Source organism: Corynebacterium sp. SA-MJD20WY100 (assembly GCF_039822565.1).
Classification (GTDB): Bacteria; Actinomycetota; Actinomycetes; order Mycobacteriales; family Mycobacteriaceae; genus Corynebacterium; species Corynebacterium phoceense_A.
The window spans coordinates 1-20,475 of sequence record NZ_JBCJKS010000024.1 but is presented as its reverse complement, the minus strand read 5'-3'; the positions used below and the strand labels follow the sequence as shown (position 1 = coordinate 20,475).

Genomic DNA, 20,475 nt, shown 5'->3' with positions numbered 1-20,475 from the left:
CAACACACGGGGGAGATCAGCATGAAGATCGTTGACAGAAAATTTCCGGGGGCTTTCAAGGTAGGTCGCGGCCTCTATTTGTCGCAGGAGCCGACGCCCGAACAGCTCGCGGCCCTCGCTTGCGAGAGGGGCGCGTATCTCACGGGAGACAGCGCCGCACAGGTGCTATTGGGTGAAGAGCTCACCTTGCCACTGCGCTTGGTGAGCCGTACGTCGCTGCCGGCCTCGCATCTGTGGACTGTGTCGCGACGCCACCGGCTGGTGTACCTAACGCGTGGCGACCTTAAGATCCTCTATCACCCTCTCGCCGTGGCCGATATCGCCAAGGATGACCGGGCCATCCGGCTGCTCGCGAGCCGCTACGGTGGAAAGAGAGGACAGAGGTTACTCGATGAGGATCTCTCGCACGTGCGTGAGCTTCCCAAGCGGACGCGGGAACTCATCAACCGCGCCGCGGTGGGGGCTGAGTCCCCGCTCGAGCGCACTGTCGCCCGTGCGCTGCGGGAACATGGCGTCGAGGTAAAGATCAATCACCTCATAGGGCTTTATCGCTGGGATCTGGTGATCCCGAAAATGAAGGTCGCAATCGAACTCGATGGATTCAAGTTCCACATCCAGCGTGACGTGTTTATCCATGACCGCTGGAAGAATAATGACGCTGTCCTGCGCGGCTGGACGACACTTCGATATTCCGGTTCCTGCGTGAAGCATCATCTCGAGGACGTGGTGGGGCAAATCCTCTCGGCAAAGGCCCCGCGATTGGGCGAGCGGTGGCACAGGCTCTTCGTACGGCAGTGGCATTGGGGTATGCACGACGAGATGATTGTTCTGGAATGACGGAACGTGAATGAGTCACCGAAAATCGGGTGAATTTTCGGCGACTCATTCATACTTCGCAACCCCACCTGCCGAACGGACGCACGAATGGCGATATCGGAGACGCGTGGATACATCTCCATGAAAGGAACCCCCTTGGCTACCACGCTGACGGTGCGTCTCAGAAGTGATGAAAAGTTAGCCGTCGAGACGCACGCCGTAGCACTCGGCCTGACACACTCCCAGTTCTTGCGGTCGGCGGCTCTGGACGCTGTGGAGCTCGCAGAACACAACGACGCTAAGGCGGAGTTCGACAAGGATCCCGTGGTTTTCTCTGCCGAGGAACTCGCTGCCGAGTTCCTTTAAGACCGGCAGCGAGGGCAGTGCGGAACACTATCCGGGGAACGGAGAGAACGGCGCTCCAAGGTATCGGCGGCTCAGAGCTTCGGCGCTACTGAGCGAGCGCCTGCCGGATGACGGCCTGCGGCAGCTGGACCGCACCACCGAGGACGCCAACGAAAGGACAGCCCCGGCAGACAGGCTCTCCGGCACGCGGTTCGCCGGGTCATCGAAGCCCGTCGCAGCGTGGGTGCCGGACATCGTGTTGTCATGGGGCAACGGGGGAGTCCTTACCGACATGGGCGTGACCCACGCACCGGTGACGTATGCGCTCGATATCGGCTTCGTGGGTCCGCTGCGTATCCTGGCGCTGGTCTTTCTGTGCTGGCGCACTGGACTTGCTCTCGCGCTCTACGCGTCGGCGTTGCTCCTGTGTATCTCCGTGGCGGGGCAACCGGTCGCAGGTATTCCCTTCGTGCGGCACATCTACGCGGGGACGGGACTCACTGCGTTGATGACGCGCGTTGTCTCGTTCATCGCGCTCGGCGCCTGGGGACCCATCCTGGGCAAGGAGCTCTACCGCCAGCAGCAGCAGTAAGTGCTGCATAAGACGTCGTTACTAGTTGTTTCGGGCCGCATCACGAAGCATGGTAGCTGCTTCGGTCGCGCCGTATCGTTCTTCCATAATCGTGATGAATTGTTCGAGAGTCAGAGCGGGGTTCTTCAAGCGAGCGAGCAGGGAGTTGCATGCTTCGAGTCCACGTGCGGGAGAAAGTCCTACGGCGTCAGCTAAGAATTCGCTGGGTGGAATGGCGCTGATACCAGACGGTAGACAGTTCCTGGGAAAGTCTTTGAGATTATTCGTAACAATAACTTCAGCGTTGCTGAAGACGGCCGCACCGAGGACGTGCTCATCGTAGGGATCTGGTAGGGGATTGCTGGGGACCAGGCTGGAGGGACGTGCACTGTGCATTGCGGAAAATGAGTTTCCATCTGTCGGATCAGCCGGAATGCTCGATGCTGAGCGTTTGATTCTGAAACGCCATGAGAGACGAGCTTCTCTGTTTCATGAATCTCGAGCTCAGCCAGGATGTCTTCGCTCCATCGTGGTTCAAAGACGTGATGGGAACCAAGCGTGAGAAGGAAATCTCTTTGGAGAGAGGGCCAGAGGACACATGTATCAAGCACTGCAGGAAACATGCTTTATCCGGTCTGCTTCTTTCGCTTGCGCTCGGCAACAGCTTGTCGAACTCGTTTGAAATCCTCTGACGATGGTTCTTCATCCAAGTGCTGCGAAGTAGACGCAATGAAGTCGAGCTGCTCCTCACGCTTTTTATCGCGATAGTGGAGAACATCGGTAAGCCTTAGCCGGCGGTGGCGCGTGACTCTTTCGGCATCCAGCTGCCCGGACTCGATGAGGCGAACAACCGTTGGTCGTGATACGCCGAGAATGTCTGCGGCCTGTTGGGTCGTTACCTGCATCTCATTGGGGCGGATTGTCACTGCCTTACCGCTTTGTAGTGCTTCTACGGATTGCACCAGGATCTCGTAGAGCTGCCGCGGAAGCGGCACGTGGTCGCTGGGGTTCGGACCAGAAAGGAAGTACTGTGGCTCTGGTTCCTCGCCTTTCTTAGCGCGGAAAGCATCGAGGAAATTGGCGACTCGGGCAAGCTGATGATCGCCGTCATCATCAAGGGGTAAGTATGTGGCTTCCTGGGCGGACATGGGGCGGCCTTTCGTTTTGTTCGAATTCAACCTTGATGGTAAATGGACAGAACGAAAGATGCAATACCTTGGCGTTGGTTTTAGCAGGTGTAGGAAGTATTTCGGCGCGACGGCGTTCGAGGTCACAGTAGGGGAAGAACCAACACCGCCATGACAACCGTAAAAATCCGGTTCTTCACGATGTCCGCGAGCGTCCCCGGCAGTGGGGAAGCCGTAGCCCACCACCGTGATGAAGACGAGGAACGCGAGGATGACCAGCGCGCCCCAGCGCACGGTAAGTCCCGCACACAGAGGGCGGCGCCGGCCACCATCTCGAAGGCGGCGAGGATAAGCGTGCGCCAGCTGATGTTCGGCATGACGAACGAGGACCACAGGGCACTAAGCCAGTTGAAGGGCGCGGTCTCGTCAAAGCCGGCGTAGCTCTTCGGCGCGATGTGGTCGAGGACGAGGTGAGCCACGCCGCTAGCGAGGAAGTAGAACCTGAAGGCGGCGCGGGCAATGGCGTGGTAGCGCATGGTCACTCCAGCGCGTCGAGGGCACGAATCTGGGCGGCGCGCCGGGTAGGCGGGAGACACGACTCACGCTTGAGTTTGATATTCACGCATGTCTTGTGCCCTGGACTGTGCTTTTGGTCGCGGCCCAGCTTTTCGATGCCCCCTCCACCCGTCGCCGCAGTCCCCGCTCAGCAGGGGAGACGGCGAGAAATCCAAGGGGATGAGAACACGAGTGGGCGGGGAACTTGCCGGCGATCATGCACGAGGCCCAACACAGGTTTCCCCGGGCGACATAGCAGTGGCCGAGCGGTTGTGTGGGCATGCATATCCATGCACGGCCCTGCTAGGCGCGCCCGTCGCCACCCTCACGGTTGACCTCGGCCTCGTCATCCGCCGTCAACGCGTCAGCGGCCGCTTCTACGTCGTGCTCGACTACAGCCTTCACGGCCTCCGCCGTGTCCTTGACGGCTTCCTTTGCTTCCTCGACGGGGTTGGCGTCATCGACGTCATTGCCAAGTTCTCGGTCGGCCTTGGCAAGCGCCTGGTGGCGCAGTGAGCGCATGGCATACGGCTCGAGCTCGCGAGCAATGCGGCGGCTTTCATTCTCGAGCGGTGCTGCCGCGTTGCGCAGGAAGTTCGCCGCCTGATTGACCGGTGCGAATTCGACGTGGAAGGGGATCTTCCAGTGCCGCCAGTAGGACAGCAACGCGAGCGCCGTCGCGGGGATGGGCGCGAGGAGCATGCCCCAAATGGTCTGTCCCAGCTCATTGAGTACCACCACGATGACCGCGGAGAGCAGTGCCGGCATGGCGTAGAGCCGCTTGCCCACGAGTACTTGCGGGGTCACACCCGTCATCACGTCCACAAGCACGCCGCCGCCCGTCGCGGTGAGCACGCCCATGAGCACCGCAGAGAAGGGCGGCAGCCCGTACTGCAGAGCCTTCGTTGCACCAGCCACCGCCCAAATGCCTAACAGGAGGGCGTCGGCATGGACTTGAAAGAGCTCCCAGACGCGTCCGCGCAGGTGAGTGAAGAAGGCGATGAGTGCGCCGACCGTGGCGAGGATGAGATACATCGGGTCTTTCATCGCGGAGACCGCGCCCGCCATGATGAGCGCGTCGCGCATCATGCCGCCACCCAGCGAACCGACCAGCGCGATGACGAAGAAGCCGAAGATATCGAATTCCCTGCGCCGCGCCACCATGGATACGAGGATGGACATGAGGAACACGCCTCCGAATTCGAAGACGCGGTAGAGGTTCATGACCTCGGGATCGACTTGTTCCATTGGTCCACCCTAGATCGCTTGTGGTCGTGGGGTGGCAGGGCACGCTCACATGCGTCCCTCGAGGACCCACGCTGTAGACCCCATGCGCCGAGCGGTCGCCGTGCTATCGCGGCGCCCGCGTAAAGGCGACGAAGGAAGGAAAAGAACATCGTGAAAGCACGGATTACCGCGGCCCTCGTGCATGCTGCAGCCAACAAAGCACTATGCGTTTTCATTATGGGGGACGGCCACTTCGATGGTCTTTCGTTTGCCGTCTTTGTTCTCTTCTTCCTCGGCGTGAGCGTCCGTCTACGCGTGACGGGTGGTCGCACGAGTTGGGCGCGCATCCGGTCCTCACAATGTGCGCAGCACGGGCCTGCGTAGCCGTCATTTCCGCAGCGTACATCGTGAAAACTCACCAATCCACTGTGGGGCGGTGCTCATGGCCTTCATGGCGTTTGCCGCCGTCCTGCTGCGTGGCGAGGCACGGCCCCACGGCGCGGAGCAGAATGACACCGGACTCGACAACGACGTGCGTTCCAGCGCGGTCCCCTGCGGATAGCGCCACGAACGCGTAGAGCGCACGCCGCTAAACCTGGGGGCAACGAGTCCCCACGTGCGCCCCAGTAGTGCACTCCAGTCATGCACAGGCATGAGGAAAGTGCACTGGGGAAGTGAAGCGCGGATCCCGGATGCCTGTGCTCAGCGCTTGTCGCGCTCCATCACCACGCCGATGGCCTGCGCGACGAGGCGGTTCATGCGCGCTGAGTTTTATTCGCCGCGAGGCGTTTACATCCGCTAAGAAATCGCAACGTCGTTCCCAAAGTTTTTGCAAAGCATCGCATGGCAAAAATAACAACGCGCCACACCGACGAAATTTTGGCACGTGTTACGTTTTCTCCTTACTGTGGTGTGCAACATATTTGCCTAGGAGAAAGGGGTCGTGATGACCACCGCAGTAGCCGTCGACCAATCCACCTACGTCGCAGACTGGTTAGAACGCTTGGAAGGCCTCACCAGCCAGGAACACGTCACCACGGCTGATGTGGAAGGCGTCTTTGAATCCGACGGCTTCTGGCGCGACCTCACAGCAATCTCCTGGAACCTGCACACCGCGGAAGGCGCGGAGTCCATCGCAGAACTCATTTCGAATACCGAGTCGGCCCTCACCAACACCGAAGTCACCGAGGTCGTCGACGAAGGCGAGGGCGTGCTCCGCGTGCACTTCACGTGCGACTCCCTGGCGATGAGCTGCAAGGCCATCGCGCGCCTGCGTGACGGCAAAGCATGGACGTTGCTCACTTCGGCGCGCGAGCTCCGAGAGTTTCCGGAGCCCGCCGGACGCAACCGTGAGAAGGGCGCCGAACACGGCCCGCATCAGTCCAAGAAGAACTGGGCGGATCGCCGCGCCGAGCGTCAGGCCGCACTGGGCTACACGGAACAGCCTTACGTCGTCATCATCGGCGGCGGCCAGGGCGGCATCGCGCTGGCCGCGCGTCTCAAGCGCCAGGGCGTGCCCACCCTCGTCGTTGAGAAATCCGACCGCCCTGGCGACCAGTGGCGCGGTCGCTACCACTCACTGTGCCTCCACGACCCGGTCTGGTACGACCACTTGCCGTACATTCCGTTCCCGGACCACTGGCCGGTATTCACGCCCAAGGACAAGATGGGCGACTGGCTCGAGGCCTACGTCACCATGATGGACCTAGATTATTGGACGAAGACCGAGTGTCTGTCCGCGAGCTACAACGAGGCGGAAGGCAAGTGGGACGTCCACGTCAACCGCGACGGGGAAGACCTCACCCTGCACCCCACGCAGCTCGTCTTCGCCACCGGCATGTCCGGCGTGCCCAACCGCCCGCACCTGGAGGGACAGGAAAACTTCCGCGGGGAAATCCGCCACTCCTCGGAGCACCCCGGCGGCAGCGGTGACGAAGGCAAGAACGTCATTGTCCTCGGCGCGAATAACTCGGCGCACGATATTTGCGCGGACCTCGTGGATAACGGCGCCAAGCCCGTCATGATTCAGCGATCGTCCACCCACGTCGTCCAGTCGGACTCGCTCATGAAGGAAGTTTTCGGTCCGCTCTATTCGGAAGAAGCCGTGGAATCCGGACTCGACACGGACTCGGCGGATCTGCTCTTCGCCTCAACCCCGTACAAGATTTTGCCGGATGGCCAGCGAAAGGCCTTCGACAAGATCCGCGAGATGGACAAGGACTTCTATGACAGTCTGGAAAAGGTTGGTTTCAAAAACGACTTCGGCGCGGATGGCTCGGGTCTCTACCTCAAATACCTGCGCCGCGGCTCCGGCTACTACATCAACGTCGGGGCCTGCGAGCTCGTTGCCAGCGGCGAGATTCCTGTTCACTCCGGCGTCTCCATCGCGGAGGTCGGGGAGGACACCGTCACGCTCACCGACGGAACCGTGCTGCCCGCGGACGTCATTGTCCTGGCCACCGGCTACGGCTCCATGAATGGCTGGGCGGAGACTCTCATTTCACCCGAGGTCGCCGACCGAGTCGGCCGCTGCTGGGGACTTGGCTCTGATACCGCCAAGGACCCGGGCCCCTGGGAGGGCGAGCTGCGCAATATGTGGAAGCCCACCCAGGTGGACAACCTCTGGTTCCACGGCGGTAACCTCCACCAGTCGCGCCACTATTCGCGCTACCTCGCGCTCCAGTTGAAGGCCCGCTACGAGGGCCTCGACACCCCGGTCTACAAGCTGGCGGAAGTCCATCACCGCCGTTAACAGCCACCACATACAGCGCCGCCATCCTCCCTTGATGGCGGCGCTTTGCGCGCGCCGGGCCATCAATCACCCCGCCGCACCGAGCTATCAGCCACCTTTGCCGAGGTCCCACAGCACCCACTTAATCCAGACGTCATTTCGCCCACACAACCACCAATGCGGTAGTAATATGACTCACAATTAACACCCCACTGTGCACGCCCCACAAGGGCTCTACGCACAACACACCCACTCGACACCCTGAGAGGAAGCAGTCCATGGCAGCATCCCAGTCCACCCCACATTCGATCGTCGTCGGCGCAGGCATGGTCGGCTTGTCCACGGCCTGGTTCCTCCGGCAGAAAGGCCACGAGGTCACCGTCATCGACCGCGACGGTGTTGCCGCCGGTTCTTCTTGGGGTAACGCCGGGTGGCTGAGCCCCGGCAAGACCATTCCGCTGGCCAACACGGAGCTGTGGCGCTACACCCCGCAGGCCTTCTTCAATCCGGATGCCGCCCTCCACGTCCCGCTTCCGCCCAGCCCGCAGGTCATCGACTTTGGCGTGCGCTTCATGGCGCACGCCACCCAGAAGGCCTGGGATAAGACGATGGCTGCGCTCACGCCCATCGATCTCAAGGCACTCGACGCCTATGACGAGATGGTCGACGGCGGCGTCGAATCCTGGACGAAGAAGAGCCCGTTCATCATCGCTTTCAAGAACGAGCAGGAAGCCGAGGGCTTCATCCATGAGGTCGAAGGCGCCGTGCGCCACGGCCAGGATGTTCCCTTTGAGGAGGTCGCCAATCCTCGCGAATTCGTGCCCTTCCTCAGCGATAACGCGCAGCTCGTCTTCCAGATGGGCAATCAGCGCTACTTTGAGCCGGGCCCCTTCTGCCACAAGCTTGCCGATGCCCTCCGCGACCGCGGCGTCACCATCCGCACCGGCGACTCCGTCGTGGATGTTCAGTCCACCCGCAAGCCTGTGGTGGAGCTCTCCACCGGCGAGCGTCTCCCAGCCGATTACGTGGTCCTTGCCACCGGCGCATGGCTGCCGAAGCTCGCGCGCAAACTCGGCGTGCGCACCCGGGTCCAGGCCGGCCGCGGCTACTCCTTTAGCGTCGATACCGGCGCGCACCCCGCCGAGTATCCCGTCTACCTGCCCGCGCAGCGCCTGGCCTGTACTCCGTACGAGGGCCGCTTCCGCATCGCTGGCACCATGGAGTTCCGCGATGCTGATGCTCCCTTCGACCCCAAGCGTGTTCAGTCCATGGTCAAGGCCGCCCAGGAGATGTTCACCGGCCTTGATTTCGAGGACCGCCAAGACGAGTGGGTCGGCTCCCGCCCGGTCACCCCGGACGGCCTGCCCCTCATCGGTGCGACCAAAGCCCCGAACGTCTTTGTTGCCGGCGGCCACGGGATGTGGGGCGTCGTCTTAGGCCCCGCCTCCGGCCGCGCCCTGGCGCACCTTATTGAGACGGGGGAGACCCTGCCGGAGATTCGGGACTTCGACCCGCTGCGTTAGTAGACAAGTTGCCATCGACGTCACTGCGTAAGGTTCGGTGTTCTTTGGCATTACTCCGGAAGTCAGATTTTAATCTGACAAATTATGCGACTGCTGTTAAGGCGTACGTTCCGGAAGACGCGGGGACTGAGCTTGAGTAGGGCACCAGCCTATCCGGCAAACTCCGCGGAGAAGACTCGCCTGCGCCAATTTAGGATGGCGTGCGAGGTGTGAAGAGGGATGCACCTTTCAATAGTTAGGCGGAAACCCAGGTCCTCTGAGGTGCTGTTTGTATGATGGATAAGTAGTCGTTGTCATTGGACGCAGACCTTAGAGGACTGCAGCGTAGGAGAGATTGTCATCATGCGTAAGGACCGTGTCACTCAGGGCATTGATCGCATAATGCAAGCTATTGCCGACAAAGAATTCGAGCCAGGGCAAGCGATTCCGGGTGAAGCGAAGCTAGCGGAGTTTCTTGACGTTTCGCGCCCAACAATGCGTGAGGTCGTCCGCACACTTGCAGATCGTGGAGTGCTGGAAGTAGTCCATGGTCGAGGTACTTTCGTTGCTCCGCTGGATCAATGGAGTGATGTGCGCAGCCGCGTCGACTTTATTTCTCGGACATTATCTCCCGGCGAAGTCGGTTTCCACCTCACCGAGGTGCGTCGAATGATCGAAGTTGGTTCTTGCGGTCATGCAGCAGCGCGTGCTGAGGATAGTGATTTAGATCGAATGCAGACGGCACTTGATGCTTATGACGCGGCCTTGGAAGCTCATGATGTCGCTGGCATAGCGAAATTTGACGTCGAATTCCACAATGCAGTTTTTGAAGCCACCAAGAACCCGGTCGTTACTGCGCTCATGATTCCTCTCCAGGGGGAGCTGGCGGCATCGCGCCTGCGGACAAGCGCTGTATTGGAGGTCGCCGAACGTGCGCAAGAACATCATCGCCGAATTTATTCTGCAATCAAGGCAAGTGATGAAGAAGGAGCAAAGAACGCGATGCGCGCGCACATGGCGCAGACTTTTGATGATTTGCAGCGGTTGGTGGGAGAACATTAACCCATTTGGGGGCCACCATTGGCCGTTTGCAAGTGGAAAGTTTGTAACGACAATCGGCTGTTTACGTAGTGTTTCACCGTACTTAACCCTTTGATGCAGCGGGTTAGTGGGGGTGAAAAACGGAAAAGTACTTTCCTGCGCTTGCCACGGGCGCTAGTCTTAACTTCAAGTCCTCAGAGGTCTAAGCACTAAGGAGTTAGAGTGACCATTCAATCACTTGCGGAGCTCACAGCAGGCTACGCATCAGGCGTCGAGGTTTCTGCAGATGAGGTTCGTGAAGCCGTGGATGCTGCCCCGCATCAAGTGTTGATTGTCTTGGATGATGATCCAACTGGTACGCAATCCGTTGCGGACTTGCCGGTATTGACGCGCTGGACTGAAGCTGATCTTGCATGGGCATTTGAGCAAAATGCACCAGCCATTTACGTCATGACCAATTCTCGTTCGTTGGCACCAGTCGACGCGGAGGCAATCAATAAGGACGTTGCTGATGCTGCTTTCGCGGCTGCCGATGCTCGTGGCATTGATATCTCATTCGTTTCACGCAGCGATTCGACATTGCGTGGGCACTACCCGCTGGAGCCAGATACCCTCGCCGATAAGGTTGAAGCTCATGGTGCGACCGTCGATGGGTTCGTTATTGTCCCGGCTTTCGGAGACGCTGGTCGTATTACGGTCGGTTCAACTCATTACGCGGGGAATACTGCAGAAGGCTTCAAGCCGGTGGGGGAGACCGAGTTCGCGGAAGACGCGACCTTCGGTTATACCAACTCCCGCCTCCCTGAGTGGATTGAAGAGAAGACTAGCGGTGCAGTGAAAGCAGCCCAAGTACTACGGCTTGATTTGAACGTGATCCGCGCCGGTGCTGACGCAATCGCTGAGGTTCTTGTCCAAGCCAACGATCGCCAGCCTGTCGTCCCTGACATTGTGACTGAGGATGATTTACGACTGCTCTCGCTCGGGCTCATCAAAGCAGAGGCGCAAGGGAAGCACTTCATTTACCGCGTCGGCCCACCTTTTGTCCGAGCCCGAATTGGTCAGGATGTTCCGACCCCGTTGACCCCGGCACGGATAGAAACAGCACGACGCTCCTCCACGCAAGGAGAATTTGCAGAGGGCGGACTCATCGTGGTGGGGTCTCACGTGCCAACGACGACACGACAGCTCAATCAACTTCTCGAGAGGAACAATCCTGCCGTGGTGGAGCTCGACGTTCGCCGTGTCTTGAGCGACGGAAGCGAGGCCTATCTCGCAGAGCTTGTTGATACCGTCACTGCCAAGCTGGCCGCTGGAAACGTTGTGTTTCATACCTCCCGTGAACTGGTCAAGGGCGAAGATGGCGACGAATCGCTCGCCATCGCCCGTGCCGTCTCTGCTGCCTTAGTCGGCACCGTAAATCAAATCGTTCACCGAGTTACTCCACGCTTCGTTATCGCCAAAGGCGGAATCACCTCATCGGATGTGGCTTCCAAGGGACTCGAAATGACTCGTGCGATAGTCATCGGGCCAATGCAACCCGGCATCATCTCACTCTGGACCACCCAGGAAGGTCCGGCGACCGGTGTCCCATACATTGTCTTCGCAGGCAATGTCGGAACTGATACGTCGCTTGCTGAGGTCGTGGACACGTTGTCTGCGAGTACTTCCAGTTAGTCTTTCGATGCTCTAACTGAGTCTCTACGCAAACAAGCAATTATCTCAAAACTTTTTAGGAGAATACAATGTCTTTCACTGTTACTGTCGTCGGCATGGGGGCTATGGGACTTCCTATGGCCACGAACCTTGCCAAGAATTTCACGGTTCGAGGCGTCGACATCGCTCAACCGCGTTTGGACCTCGCTAAGGCGGCCGGTATCGAGACCTATACAAACGCTTCAGATGCCGCCGAGGGCGCGGATGTCGTTCTCCTCGCCGTCCGAAACGAAGCACAGCTTCTTGATGCCCTCTTCGGTGACGGAGATATTGCTTCCCACATGACTCCGGGTGCTGTAGTGCTGTTGACTTCTACAGTCGGCATCGGAGCTGTCGAAAATGCCGCAAAACGGCTAAAAGAAATCGGCCTGAACATCGTGGATGCTCCGGTTTCTGGTGGTCCAGTCCGCGCAGGAGAAGGCGACTTGCTGGTGACAGCTGGCGCAGAACCTACCGTCGTAGAACAGATTCGTCCGGTACTGGAAGAGATGGCTTCTAACTTGGTCATCGTTGGCGATGCCCCGGGTAAAGGGCAGGCGCTAAAGACTGTCAATCAGCTCCTGTGTGGTGTACACATCGCTGCTGCAGGAGAGGCTCTAGCTCTCGCAGACCGTTTGGGGCTTGACCCAGCCGCGGCGCTTGATGCATTGATGAGCGGCGCTGCTTCCTCGTTCATGCTCGGCGATCGTGGCCAGCGAATGTTGGAGGCATATAACGAAGACGGGGCTGAGGTGAAGAGTCGCCTGGATATTTTTGTTAAAGACATGGGTATTGTGACTGCTGCAGCCAAGAAGGCAGGAATTGGTGTGCCGCTTGCGGCAGCTGCTGAACAGCAGTACCTCGCTGGCCTTGTCCGTGGACAAGGTGCTATGGATGATTCCTCAATTATCCGTATCGTGGCTCCGACTAAGGCGCAGGACGCATAACCGTGACGGGCATGGCGCTCCTAGGACTCGGCGTCGTAGCAGTCGCGGTCCTTCTATTACTCGTGATTTGGCTACGGGTACCGGCCTTCGTGGCATTAATCGGTGTATCTATCGCCACGGCTTTGTGCTCCGGTATCCCTTTAGCGGACGCGGTTTCCACCGTTACCGACGGTGTTGGGAAAACCCTTGGATCAGTAATTGTCGTGGTCGGCCTCGGTGCCATGCTCGGCAAGATGATAGAAGTATCCGGCGGCGCGGAGGCGGTTGCTCAATACTTTACGACCCGTCTTGGTCCCGCAAAAGTCGCCGGCGCGGTGACGCTTGCTGCGTTCATCCTAGGCATCCCCGTATTTTTCGACGTCGGATTCATTATTCTCGCGCCGATAATATTTGGATTTGCGGCGGTAGCCAAGCAAGATCCTCTCAAGATCGGTCTGCCGGTTGCTGGCGCACTGTTAACTGTGCATGTCACGCTTCCACCGCACCCGGGACCAGTCGCGGTAGCTGGGGTCTTAGACTCGGATGTGGGCATGATGCTTACGTTTGGTTTGCCCATCGCGGCAATCACTGCTGCGATTGGTTTCTTTGCAGCCAAGCTACTGAAAGTTGAGAAGATTGAGCGCGGCAAGTCTCCTGTCGAGCTCGAAGATATGGGCCCGACTGGAGTGGCACCGTCGCCGTTTCTCATCCTCGGTCTGATCCTACTTCCGATTGTTCTGATCATGGTGGGAACTACCGGTGAGATGCTGACAAAAGAAGGTACGACGGTGAATACTTTCGTAAGCTTCATTGGCAGCTCTCCGGTCGCGCTCCTGATAGCTGTGATCGTTGCGTGGTTCTTCATCGGTCGCCAGCAGCATTGGAACCTCGAACGGGGATCCAGCGTCATGGATTCAGCGCTTCCAGCAGTGGCGGTCATTATCTTTGTCACTGGTGCTGGCGGTGGCTTCGCTAATGTTCTCGTGGAATCCGGTATTGGAAAGGTTCTATCAGACATCCTTGTGAACGCACATATGCCGTTGATTCTCATGGCGTTCTTGCTCTCGCTAGCACTTCGCGCGTCACAAGGATCCGCTACGGTAGCGATGCTTACAACGGCGGGTCTGATTAATCAGCCGATTATTGATGCGGGTCTTAGCACTGCTCAGACTTCGTTGGTCATGTTGGCCATCGGTTTTGGTGCTCTTGGTCTATCGCACGTCAATGACTCTGGTTTCTGGATTGTTACCAAGTACTTGGGGCTGTCAGTGAAACAGGGGCTTAAGTCGTGGACGCTTCTTTCGACTGTATTTGGAGTAACCGGATTCCTCCTGACGTGGGGCGTTTACGCCATCGTTTAAGAGACCGGTAGGTGCCTTCTACCTTTCGACGTCTACGACGAGATGGTCGACTCGTGGATGTGCGAGGAAGCCCGTTCATCATCGACTTCAAAAAGTGCCGGAGGCGTGAACCCCGCCGAGTATCCCGTCTACCTGCCCGCGCAGCGCCTGGCCTGTACTCCGTACGAGGGCCGCTTACGCATTGCTGGCACCATGGAGTTCCGCGATGCCGACGCTCCCTTCGACCCCAAGCGTGTTCAGTCCATGGTTAAGGCCGCCAAGGAGATGTTCACCGGCCTTGATTTCGAGGACCGTCAAGACGAGTGGGTCGGCTCCCGCCCCGTCACCCCGGACGGCCTGCCCCTTATTGGCGCGACCAAAGCGCCCAACGTCTTTGTTGCCGGCGGCCACGGCATGTGGGGCGTCGTCTTAGGCCCCGCCTCCGGCCGCGCCTTGGCGCACCTCATCGAGACAGGGGAGCCCCTGCCGGAGATTCGGGACTTCGACCCGCTGCGTTAGCAAGCCCACCCCGCTTGCCGATGCCCCCTCGCGACGCCGAGCCCCCAATCTCGGCGTCGCGTGCGCTTTACACCCCGAGCAGCGAGCGCAGCTGGCGCATGATGGGCTGAGCCTGCGGCAGCTGCAGCGCGCCCGCTACGGCCGCGATGATCGCAAGCACACCCAGGATCGGACCCGCGATGGCTGCCTTCGAGGACACCGACTCCGGAACCCGGTTCGACGGGTCGTCGCTGGAGAGCGCAATCTTTTCCTCAGAGGACAGGATGTCGGCATCGCTGGCACCGCCGGTGGGGTAGTCGACGATGGAAGAACCGATGGTGCCCTTCTCGCAGAATTCCACTGCCTTCTTATCCGCGGCAGCGACCTTCTCCAACCATGCGGCGTAGTCGGTGGCAGTCGTCTCATCGATGCCAGCGATGGCCTGCTTCAGTGCGTCACTGCGCTCGGACTCCGTCGGCAGCACCGGCGTGAAGTTGCTGTTGGCTTCACCAGAACTGATAGCGTCCGTCGGATCCTGGGTGAGAAGATGCGTCGTGACAACGCCGTATTCGGGAAGCTCCGAGTCCATGATGAGCAGCAGGTAGTCCTTGATTTCATCCTGGGTGTAGCCCGCGGCGAGGGCCTCCGCGACAACCTTGTCGGTCGGCGCTTCGTCGTTGAGTCCGCTGCGCGCGGCCTGCTGGTACGCGTCGAGCTGCGCACGCGCCTCATCTGAGGTTAGCGACGCGGCCATCTTTTCACGCAGTTGGTAGAAGAAATTGTAGGGGCCGTTGTTGAGCTGGCCCGTTTCTGCCCATGTGAATTCGCGGGTGCAGGTGGACGTGTTTCCGGAGATGATAGCGGCATGTGCCGGCGCGACAACCGTTGAAGCGGCAATCGCAACACCAACACCGAGAGCAACAGCGCGCGACTGTGCGCGGCCGCCCAGCTGCCCTGGGCACGTCTATGCCCAGGGACTTCACCGGAGCTGCGGCTAATTCCGGTTCATGATGGTGAGCCGCGTGCCGTCGCGCTGAAGCGTCGGCAGCATGACGCGCGCTCGCCAACGCTCGACCTTGCCGTACTTGAGGCTTACCGGGCAGGAGATACTTGGCTCCCGTTTCGCGAGGAGGAGGCCAAAACCGAAGCCAATCGCGATGGTGAGGATCGAGACGAGGAGGCCTGGCAAAGCGACGGCGGTGAGCTCATCGAGTGTCACTACTGCCATGGGTATGCCTGCCAGTACGCCAATGACACCCCGCGCTGACTTGTCAATCAGGCGGTGAAGCGGGAGTTCGTGATGCGTCGTCATCGCCACGGTGGCAGAGGCGAGAATGCCAGCCAGAATCCACGCGGCGGCGAGCCCGAAGTAGGAAAAGAGAGAACCGAGCAGCAGCGCGAGAACAATGGCTGCTGTCCAGCGGAAGAACTTCGGAGCACTCACAGAAAAGAATCCTACGTCACACAGATTTACCTTGCGGGTTGATAGACAAAATGAATGTAATTCGGCTCTCGCTCCAGGGGAGCGGGTGTCCCCCATCACAATGGGGCGCTATATTGAGTATCCATGCCCCAAAAGAGGCTAAAGGTATGACAACGCTCTCCCCAAGGATTAAACGTGAAAAAGGCACTCACACCGATACTCGCGGTCGTGGCGCTCGTACTCACAGCAACAGGACTTTGGTTCTCTGCTGCCGTGGGATCGGGCGCGACATCGCGTTCATCACTCACCATCATCGCCGGTGCGAATCCCGGTGGTGGTTGGGATACGACAGCTCGAGCCATCCAACAAGTCGCTCGTGACCACAACATTGTGGGCAACGTCCAGGTCGTCAATATTCCGGGTGCGGGCGGCACGATTGCGCTCACTAAGCTCTCGGAGATGACGGGTAACGAGAACACGATTCTCGTCACCGGTGGCGGCATGATTGCTTCCGCGGAAATTGCTCAGCCCGGCGTCCAGATCTCGGATGTCACGCCCGTCGTGAAGTACACCGAAGAGTATTCGGTGGTGGTTGTCCCCGCGGACTCGCCCTACCAGACGATGGAGGATTACGTCGCGGCATGGAAGTCCAACCCGCAGTCTATTGCGGTGGGCGGCGCATCCATCGGTAACACGGACCACCTGCTCGCGTCGAAGACGGCACTCGCTTCTGGTCTCACCGTTGACGAAATGAAGTACATCCCGTTCGAAGGCGGAGGCGATCTGCTCAACTCGCTACTCTCTCACTCCGTCGATGTTGGTTACACGGGCTACAAGGAAGTCCAGGACCAGGTCGAAAACGGCACTCTGCGCGTCCTGGGTATCTCCTCGGCGGAGCGCCAACCAGGACTCGATGACATCCCAACGTTTACGGAGTCGGGCGTCGACGTCGTTGCGTCGAACTGGCGTGGATTTGTCGCGCCTCCGGGAATCAGCGACGAAGCTCGCCAGGAGCTCACGAACATCCTCCAAGAAGTCCATGACACCGAGGACTGGGCGCAGATGGCCGAGCGTAATAGCTGGTCCGACGCGCTGGTCACCGGCGATGACGCAACCCGCTTCTTCGAAGAAGAACACAAGAACGCAATCGAGCTCGTGGAGGTGCTCGGACTATGACAACGGCAACGAAAGCAAAGCCGGACAAGACGCCGGCGAAGCGCAACTACGGCGAGCTCGTGCTTGCCGCGCTCCTGGGGCTTGTGGGCCTGTGGATGCTGCTGGGGCGCTCGACCATCCAGGTCATCGGTGAGACCATCCCCGGTCCGCTCTTCCTGCCTACGGGAGTGGGCATCGCCTGCCTCGTGCTCGCCGCAGTCCTGGCGGCGGATGTCTTCGCCAAGCCGCAGCGCCTGCATGACTCGACACACAATACGTCCAGCAACGTCTCGACGGACCTGCTTGATGACCTCGGCGGCATCGACGAAGACGAGCGTCACATCTCCACGCTGAGTGACGACGCGGACGCAGACCTCCCGCCCAGCGCGAAAGACACTAACCCGCCCACGGACTGGAAGACGTGGGGTGCCGTCGTCGTGGCCTTCGTCCTCACCATCGCGGTGCTTCCGTACCTGGGGTGGATCCTCACCTCGTCGCTTCTCTTCTTCGCCATCTCCCAGCTATTGGGCGGCAAGAACTGGCCGCGGGATCTCGCCATCAGCTTCATTGTGGGTTCAGTGACCTACTTCATTTTCGCCTTGGGCTTGGGACTCAACCTTCCAGCCGGCTTCTTCGGAGGTATCTAAATCATGGAGCAACTGACTTCACTCATTGCGGGCTTCGGCGCGGCGCTCACGCCAGCCAACCTCATCTACCTCGTCATCGGCGCTGTGCTCGGTACTGCGGTCGGCGTCCTGCCCGGCCTCGGCTCGTCGATGGCAGTGGCCCTGCTGTTGCCTATCGCGTTCACCCTCGATCCCACCGGCGCCTTCATCATGTTCTCGGCGGTCTACTTCGGTGGTCTCTTCGGCGACTCGACCGCTGGCATCCTGCTCAACACGCCGGGCCAGGCCTCGGCCATTGCCTCCTCACTCGAAGGACACCGCATGGCTCGCGACGGACGTGCAGCCACGGCCCTTGCGACCGCCGCGATCGGTGCGTTCATCGGTGGTTTCATCTCGACGCTCATCGTCGCGTTCTTCTCTCCGTACCTCGTCCTACTTGCCACCCAATTCGGCCCAGCGGAGTACTTCGCCCTCGCCGTCTTCGCGTTCTTCGCCATCTCCTCGGTCGTCTCCGAATCCATCATTCGTGGTCTGGGTGCACTTGCCATCGGTCTGGCATTGTCCTTCGTTGGCATTGATGGCCCGTCCGGTACGGAACGTTTCACCTTCAACATCCCGCAGCTCTTCGACGGTATCGACATCGTGGTTGTGACCGTCGGCCTGCTCGCGGTAGGGGAGATCCTCCACACCGCAGCGACCATCAAGGTCTCGCCGCCAGACTTTAAGCTCGGCGCTACCAAGGCGACGATGTCTAAGGCCGATTTCTTCCGCGCACTCCCATCCTGGCTGCGTGGTACCGCTTTCGGCGCGCCCTTCGGCCTTATCCCGGCCGGCGGCTCTGAGGTACCGACCTTCATGGCTTACGGCACGGAGAAGCGCATCGCGAAGAAGAAGGGCCAGACGGACTTTGGCACGACTGGCTCCATCAACGGCCTTGCTGCACCGGAAGCCGCCGGTAACTCCTCGGCGGGTACGTCGCTCGGTACGCTGCTCGCCATCGGCCTGCCCACGTCTGCCACCTCCGCCATCCTGTTGGGCGCGTTCCAGCAATTCGGTCTGCAGCCCGGACCGCTCCTCTTCGAGCGTTCCGGTGACCTCGTGTGGACACTCATCGCGTCGCTCTTCCTGGCCCTCATCGTCCTCGTGACGCTGAACCTGTTCCTCGCGCCGATGTGGGCAAAGCTGCTCTACATTCCGCACAACTACCTCTACGCCGGTATTGCCGTCTTGGCCACGCTGGGTGTCTACGCAGTGGGTGCCTCCATCGTTGACGTCGCCCTCATGCTCGGCTTCGGAATTCTGGGCTTCTTCATGCGCAAGTACAACATGCCGGTCGCGCCGGTCCTCATGGGCTTCATCCTGGGGCCGCTGGCCGAGGTTGAGCTTCGCCGCGCGCTCACCATTTCCGGTGGCGAGCTCTCCGCGCTTGCCGATGGCCCCATCTCCATCGGCATCTACATCTTCCTCGCCGGCGCAGCCATCGTCACGGTTGTCCAGCACCTCCGCGGTATCCGCCGCGAGCGTAAAGCCGCTCAGGAACCCGTCGCTGCCTAGGTTCCGCCATATCATAGGGGAGTAGCGTTACTCCTACCATGCCCGCATCGCTCCTGCGTTGCGGGCATTTCCACGTGCGCAACCGCGTGGTGGTCAACCTCGCTCCAGCGGTTCATGTCGACCCCTTTTATAAACTCACTTTCATCAACGCAGTACCCCCACTCAGCTCATCAGTTGAGGCCGCGACTCTGCAGCACATGAACGTTCTAAGGAGATCAACATGAGAACGATTACGAAGCCGCTGACCCCGACGCCGGCCAAGCGCACGGCCGCCAAGCCTTCCGATGCCCCCGATGTCTGGGGCATTCCCGACAAGGGCATGGGCTGGTGCGACTGCGGCGCCCACCATCCGGTGATCAAAGACCTTGTTCGGTCCTGGATTCAGGAGCATTTCGGCCGACTTCCGGAGCAATTAACCTACCTGCAGATTGGCGAGATCCTCCAAGTCTGGTGGAACTACGCCGAGATCTCCCAGTTCTTCGTCGACGCCGTCAATAAGTCCGCCACGCGCGTCAATGGCCACGTCGATTACGACTATCCTCTGGCCACGGCCGCGCAGATCATGGGCTACGTCTCTAAGACCTGGAACGGTTGCCCGGTCGAGGCCTGTGGAGGCGGCTCCGACTACCTCCTGGAGGATGGTAGCGAGTGGCGAATTTGAGAATCGGGCAAGGACGCAAGGAAGCCATTCTTCGCGTCATTCATAATCAGGTATCCTGCTCCGAATCTGAAGCGATGACGCATTTTCCGTTGGTTTCATTGCGTTGTCGACCAAGACGGTGCGTTTCATAGTTGGTAGTCTAAAAGAGCTTTGGTACAGCCATGCGTGCTGATTCATTTAACCATGCTCAGAACACTAACATGGTGCCCCTCCAATAAGATTTCGCGTCACGTGGATGCGGGTACGTTGAACTCGTTGAAAGTTAAGGCCGAAATTTTTGTAAATGGCATGTCCCATGACGTGACAGTGGGGGTGTTCCCCAGCGCGCAGACGTTGTTCCTCAACGTGTTCGTCGCTGCCCAGGAGCGTGAAGCCCGCAAGGTCACGGAGAAGACCATTGTGAAGCCTGTGTCTATCCCGACGTACATGTTCCAGCATGTGCCTGCGGGCGAAGACACGCAGGATCGTCTGTCCGAGGGCGACAAGTTCAAGGCTCGCGCGTACTACCAGCCGTACCGTAAAGGCTTGTTTCCGGTGGCGAGTTTCGACGCAGAATCGACGGAGTACCGGCTGGCTGAGATGATGGGGTCGGCGAAATCGGTGACGTGGGAGCGTGTCAAGTTGATTGTGTGTGGGGCTTGATTTCTTAGAGGTATTGGTCGAAGCGGTCGGGGTAGGCCACGGC

General features: G+C 59.7%; 19 protein-coding genes and 1 pseudogene. 15 read left to right on the top strand and 5 right to left on the bottom strand.

All coding sequences use genetic code 11. From position 1 onward, the window contains the following. The first annotated feature begins 21 nt into the window (after nucleotides 1–21). The 3 genes from ABJ196_RS11240 to ABJ196_RS11230 all read left to right on the top strand — a co-directional run bounded on the left by ABJ196_RS11240 (nucleotide 22) and on the right by ABJ196_RS11230 (nucleotide 1,753). Entirely contained in the window at nucleotides 22–837 is an 816-nt protein-coding gene (locus ABJ196_RS11240; protein WP_257069694.1) for a DUF559 domain-containing protein, read from the top strand. A gap of 135 nt (nucleotides 838–972) precedes the next feature. Beyond that, complete coding sequence (locus ABJ196_RS11235) at nucleotides 973–1,182, top strand: DUF6290 family protein (protein ID WP_196131284.1); 210 nt, start codon at nucleotides 973–975, stop codon at nucleotides 1,180–1,182. Nucleotides 1,183–1,459: 277 nt separating this feature from the next. After that, nucleotides 1,460–1,753 carry a hypothetical protein gene (locus tag ABJ196_RS11230; RefSeq protein ID WP_347307148.1) on the top strand — a complete coding sequence of 98 codons (294 nt, stop codon included), beginning with the start codon at nucleotides 1,460–1,462 and terminating at the stop codon, nucleotides 1,751–1,753. A 605-nt stretch (nucleotides 1,754–2,358) separates the two neighbouring features. Here the strand turns inward: ABJ196_RS11230 and ABJ196_RS11225 are convergent. The 3 genes from ABJ196_RS11225 to ABJ196_RS11215 form a co-directional block, all read right to left on the bottom strand. Beyond that, nucleotides 2,359–2,880, bottom strand: a complete 522-nt coding sequence (locus tag ABJ196_RS11225) for a helix-turn-helix domain-containing protein (protein ID WP_347307146.1) — start codon at nucleotides 2,878–2,880, stop codon at nucleotides 2,359–2,361. A gap of 122 nt (nucleotides 2,881–3,002) precedes the next feature. Continuing rightward, a complete protein-coding gene (locus ABJ196_RS11220) occupies nucleotides 3,003–3,395 on the bottom strand; it encodes a hypothetical protein (RefSeq protein ID WP_347307144.1) in 393 nt (130 codons plus the stop codon). A 322-nt stretch (nucleotides 3,396–3,717) separates the two neighbouring features. After that, the gene (locus ABJ196_RS11215; protein WP_347307142.1) at nucleotides 3,718–4,662 is read right to left on the bottom strand and encodes a trimeric intracellular cation channel family protein; all 945 of its coding nucleotides are present in this window, start codon (nucleotides 4,660–4,662) and stop codon (nucleotides 3,718–3,720) included. Nucleotides 4,663–5,587: 925 nt separating this feature from the next. Here ABJ196_RS11215 and ABJ196_RS11210 point away from each other — a divergent pair. The 7 genes and pseudogenes from ABJ196_RS11210 to ABJ196_RS11180 all read left to right on the top strand — a co-directional run. After that, entirely contained in the window at nucleotides 5,588–7,393 is a 1,806-nt protein-coding gene (locus ABJ196_RS11210) for an NAD(P)/FAD-dependent oxidoreductase (protein ID WP_347307140.1), read from the top strand. A gap of 257 nt (nucleotides 7,394–7,650) precedes the next feature. Continuing rightward, entirely contained in the window at nucleotides 7,651–8,895 is a 1,245-nt protein-coding gene (locus ABJ196_RS11205; RefSeq protein ID WP_347307138.1) for an FAD-dependent oxidoreductase, read from the top strand. Nucleotides 8,896–9,237: 342 nt separating this feature from the next. Beyond that, complete coding sequence (locus ABJ196_RS11200) at nucleotides 9,238–9,936, top strand: FadR/GntR family transcriptional regulator (RefSeq protein ID WP_347307136.1); 699 nt, start codon at nucleotides 9,238–9,240, stop codon at nucleotides 9,934–9,936. A 201-nt stretch (nucleotides 9,937–10,137) separates the two neighbouring features. Beyond that, entirely contained in the window at nucleotides 10,138–11,589 is a 1,452-nt protein-coding gene (locus ABJ196_RS11195) for a four-carbon acid sugar kinase family protein (protein ID WP_347307134.1), read from the top strand. Nucleotides 11,590–11,657: 68 nt separating this feature from the next. Continuing rightward, the gene (locus ABJ196_RS11190) at nucleotides 11,658–12,554 is read left to right on the top strand and encodes an NAD(P)-dependent oxidoreductase (protein ID WP_347307132.1); all 897 of its coding nucleotides are present in this window, start codon (nucleotides 11,658–11,660) and stop codon (nucleotides 12,552–12,554) included. Nucleotides 12,555–12,556: 2 nt separating this feature from the next. After that, on the top strand, nucleotides 12,557–13,894 hold the full coding sequence (locus ABJ196_RS11185) for a GntP family transporter (RefSeq protein ID WP_347307130.1): 1,338 nt from the start codon (nucleotides 12,557–12,559) through the stop codon (nucleotides 13,892–13,894). Nucleotides 13,895–14,005: 111 nt separating this feature from the next. Next, nucleotides 14,006–14,392 (top strand): annotated as a pseudogene (locus ABJ196_RS11180) (FAD-binding oxidoreductase); the annotation flags it as partial. A 67-nt stretch (nucleotides 14,393–14,459) separates the two neighbouring features. On the opposite strand, the gene ABJ196_RS11175 reads toward ABJ196_RS11180, so the two are convergent. Both ABJ196_RS11175 and ABJ196_RS11170 read right to left on the bottom strand, forming a co-directional pair. After that, nucleotides 14,460–15,125, bottom strand: a complete 666-nt coding sequence (locus ABJ196_RS11175) for a hypothetical protein (RefSeq protein ID WP_347307128.1) — start codon at nucleotides 15,123–15,125, stop codon at nucleotides 14,460–14,462. A 240-nt stretch (nucleotides 15,126–15,365) separates the two neighbouring features. Next, on the bottom strand, nucleotides 15,366–15,815 hold the full coding sequence (locus ABJ196_RS11170) for a hypothetical protein (protein ID WP_347307126.1): 450 nt from the start codon (nucleotides 15,813–15,815) through the stop codon (nucleotides 15,366–15,368). 174 nt (nucleotides 15,816–15,989) lie between these two features. Between ABJ196_RS11170 and ABJ196_RS11165 the strand changes: the two genes are divergently transcribed. From ABJ196_RS11165 to ABJ196_RS11145, 5 genes are all read left to right on the top strand, one after another. Then, nucleotides 15,990–16,970 carry a tripartite tricarboxylate transporter substrate-binding protein gene (locus tag ABJ196_RS11165; RefSeq protein WP_347307124.1) on the top strand — a complete coding sequence of 327 codons (981 nt, stop codon included), beginning with the start codon at nucleotides 15,990–15,992 and terminating at the stop codon, nucleotides 16,968–16,970. Next, the gene (locus ABJ196_RS11160; RefSeq protein WP_257034754.1) at nucleotides 16,967–17,596 is read left to right on the top strand and encodes a tripartite tricarboxylate transporter TctB family protein; all 630 of its coding nucleotides are present in this window, start codon (nucleotides 16,967–16,969) and stop codon (nucleotides 17,594–17,596) included. Before ABJ196_RS11165 ends, ABJ196_RS11160 begins: the two co-directional genes overlap by 4 nt. A 3-nt stretch (nucleotides 17,597–17,599) precedes the next feature. After that, the gene (locus ABJ196_RS11155; protein WP_347307122.1) at nucleotides 17,600–19,129 is read left to right on the top strand and encodes a tripartite tricarboxylate transporter permease; all 1,530 of its coding nucleotides are present in this window, start codon (nucleotides 17,600–17,602) and stop codon (nucleotides 19,127–19,129) included. A 220-nt stretch (nucleotides 19,130–19,349) separates the two neighbouring features. Further along, complete coding sequence (locus ABJ196_RS11150) at nucleotides 19,350–19,790, top strand: hypothetical protein (RefSeq protein ID WP_347307120.1); 441 nt, start codon at nucleotides 19,350–19,352, stop codon at nucleotides 19,788–19,790. 231 nt (nucleotides 19,791–20,021) lie between these two features. Further along, entirely contained in the window at nucleotides 20,022–20,432 is a 411-nt protein-coding gene (locus tag ABJ196_RS11145) for a hypothetical protein (protein ID WP_347307118.1), read from the top strand. Nucleotides 20,433–20,475 lie beyond the last annotated feature (43 nt).

What these genes read in the sequence shown, in the direction of transcription:
- ABJ196_RS11175 (WP_347307128.1), bottom strand. Translation starts at nt 15,125, where the DNA reads ATGGCCGCGTCGCTAACCTCAGATGAGGCGCGTGCGCAGCTCGACGCG.
- ABJ196_RS11160 (WP_257034754.1), top strand. Translation starts at nt 16,967, where the DNA reads ATGACAACGGCAACGAAAGCAAAGCCGGACAAGACGCCGGCGAAGCGC.
- ABJ196_RS11190 (WP_347307132.1), top strand. Translation starts at nt 11,658, where the DNA reads ATGTCTTTCACTGTTACTGTCGTCGGCATGGGGGCTATGGGACTTCCT.
- ABJ196_RS11155 (WP_347307122.1), top strand. Translation starts at nt 17,600, where the DNA reads ATGGAGCAACTGACTTCACTCATTGCGGGCTTCGGCGCGGCGCTCACG.
- ABJ196_RS11225 (WP_347307146.1), bottom strand. Translation starts at nt 2,880, where the DNA reads ATGTCCGCCCAGGAAGCCACATACTTACCCCTTGATGATGACGGCGAT.
- ABJ196_RS11210 (WP_347307140.1), top strand. Translation starts at nt 5,588, where the DNA reads ATGACCACCGCAGTAGCCGTCGACCAATCCACCTACGTCGCAGACTGG.
- ABJ196_RS11200 (WP_347307136.1), top strand. Translation starts at nt 9,238, where the DNA reads ATGCGTAAGGACCGTGTCACTCAGGGCATTGATCGCATAATGCAAGCT.
- ABJ196_RS11215 (WP_347307142.1), bottom strand. Translation starts at nt 4,662, where the DNA reads ATGGAACAAGTCGATCCCGAGGTCATGAACCTCTACCGCGTCTTCGAA.
- ABJ196_RS11240 (WP_257069694.1), top strand. Translation starts at nt 22, where the DNA reads ATGAAGATCGTTGACAGAAAATTTCCGGGGGCTTTCAAGGTAGGTCGC.
- ABJ196_RS11205 (WP_347307138.1), top strand. Translation starts at nt 7,651, where the DNA reads ATGGCAGCATCCCAGTCCACCCCACATTCGATCGTCGTCGGCGCAGGC.
- ABJ196_RS11150 (WP_347307120.1), top strand. Translation starts at nt 19,350, where the DNA reads ATGAGAACGATTACGAAGCCGCTGACCCCGACGCCGGCCAAGCGCACG.
- ABJ196_RS11220 (WP_347307144.1), bottom strand. Translation starts at nt 3,395, where the DNA reads ATGCGCTACCACGCCATTGCCCGCGCCGCCTTCAGGTTCTACTTCCTC.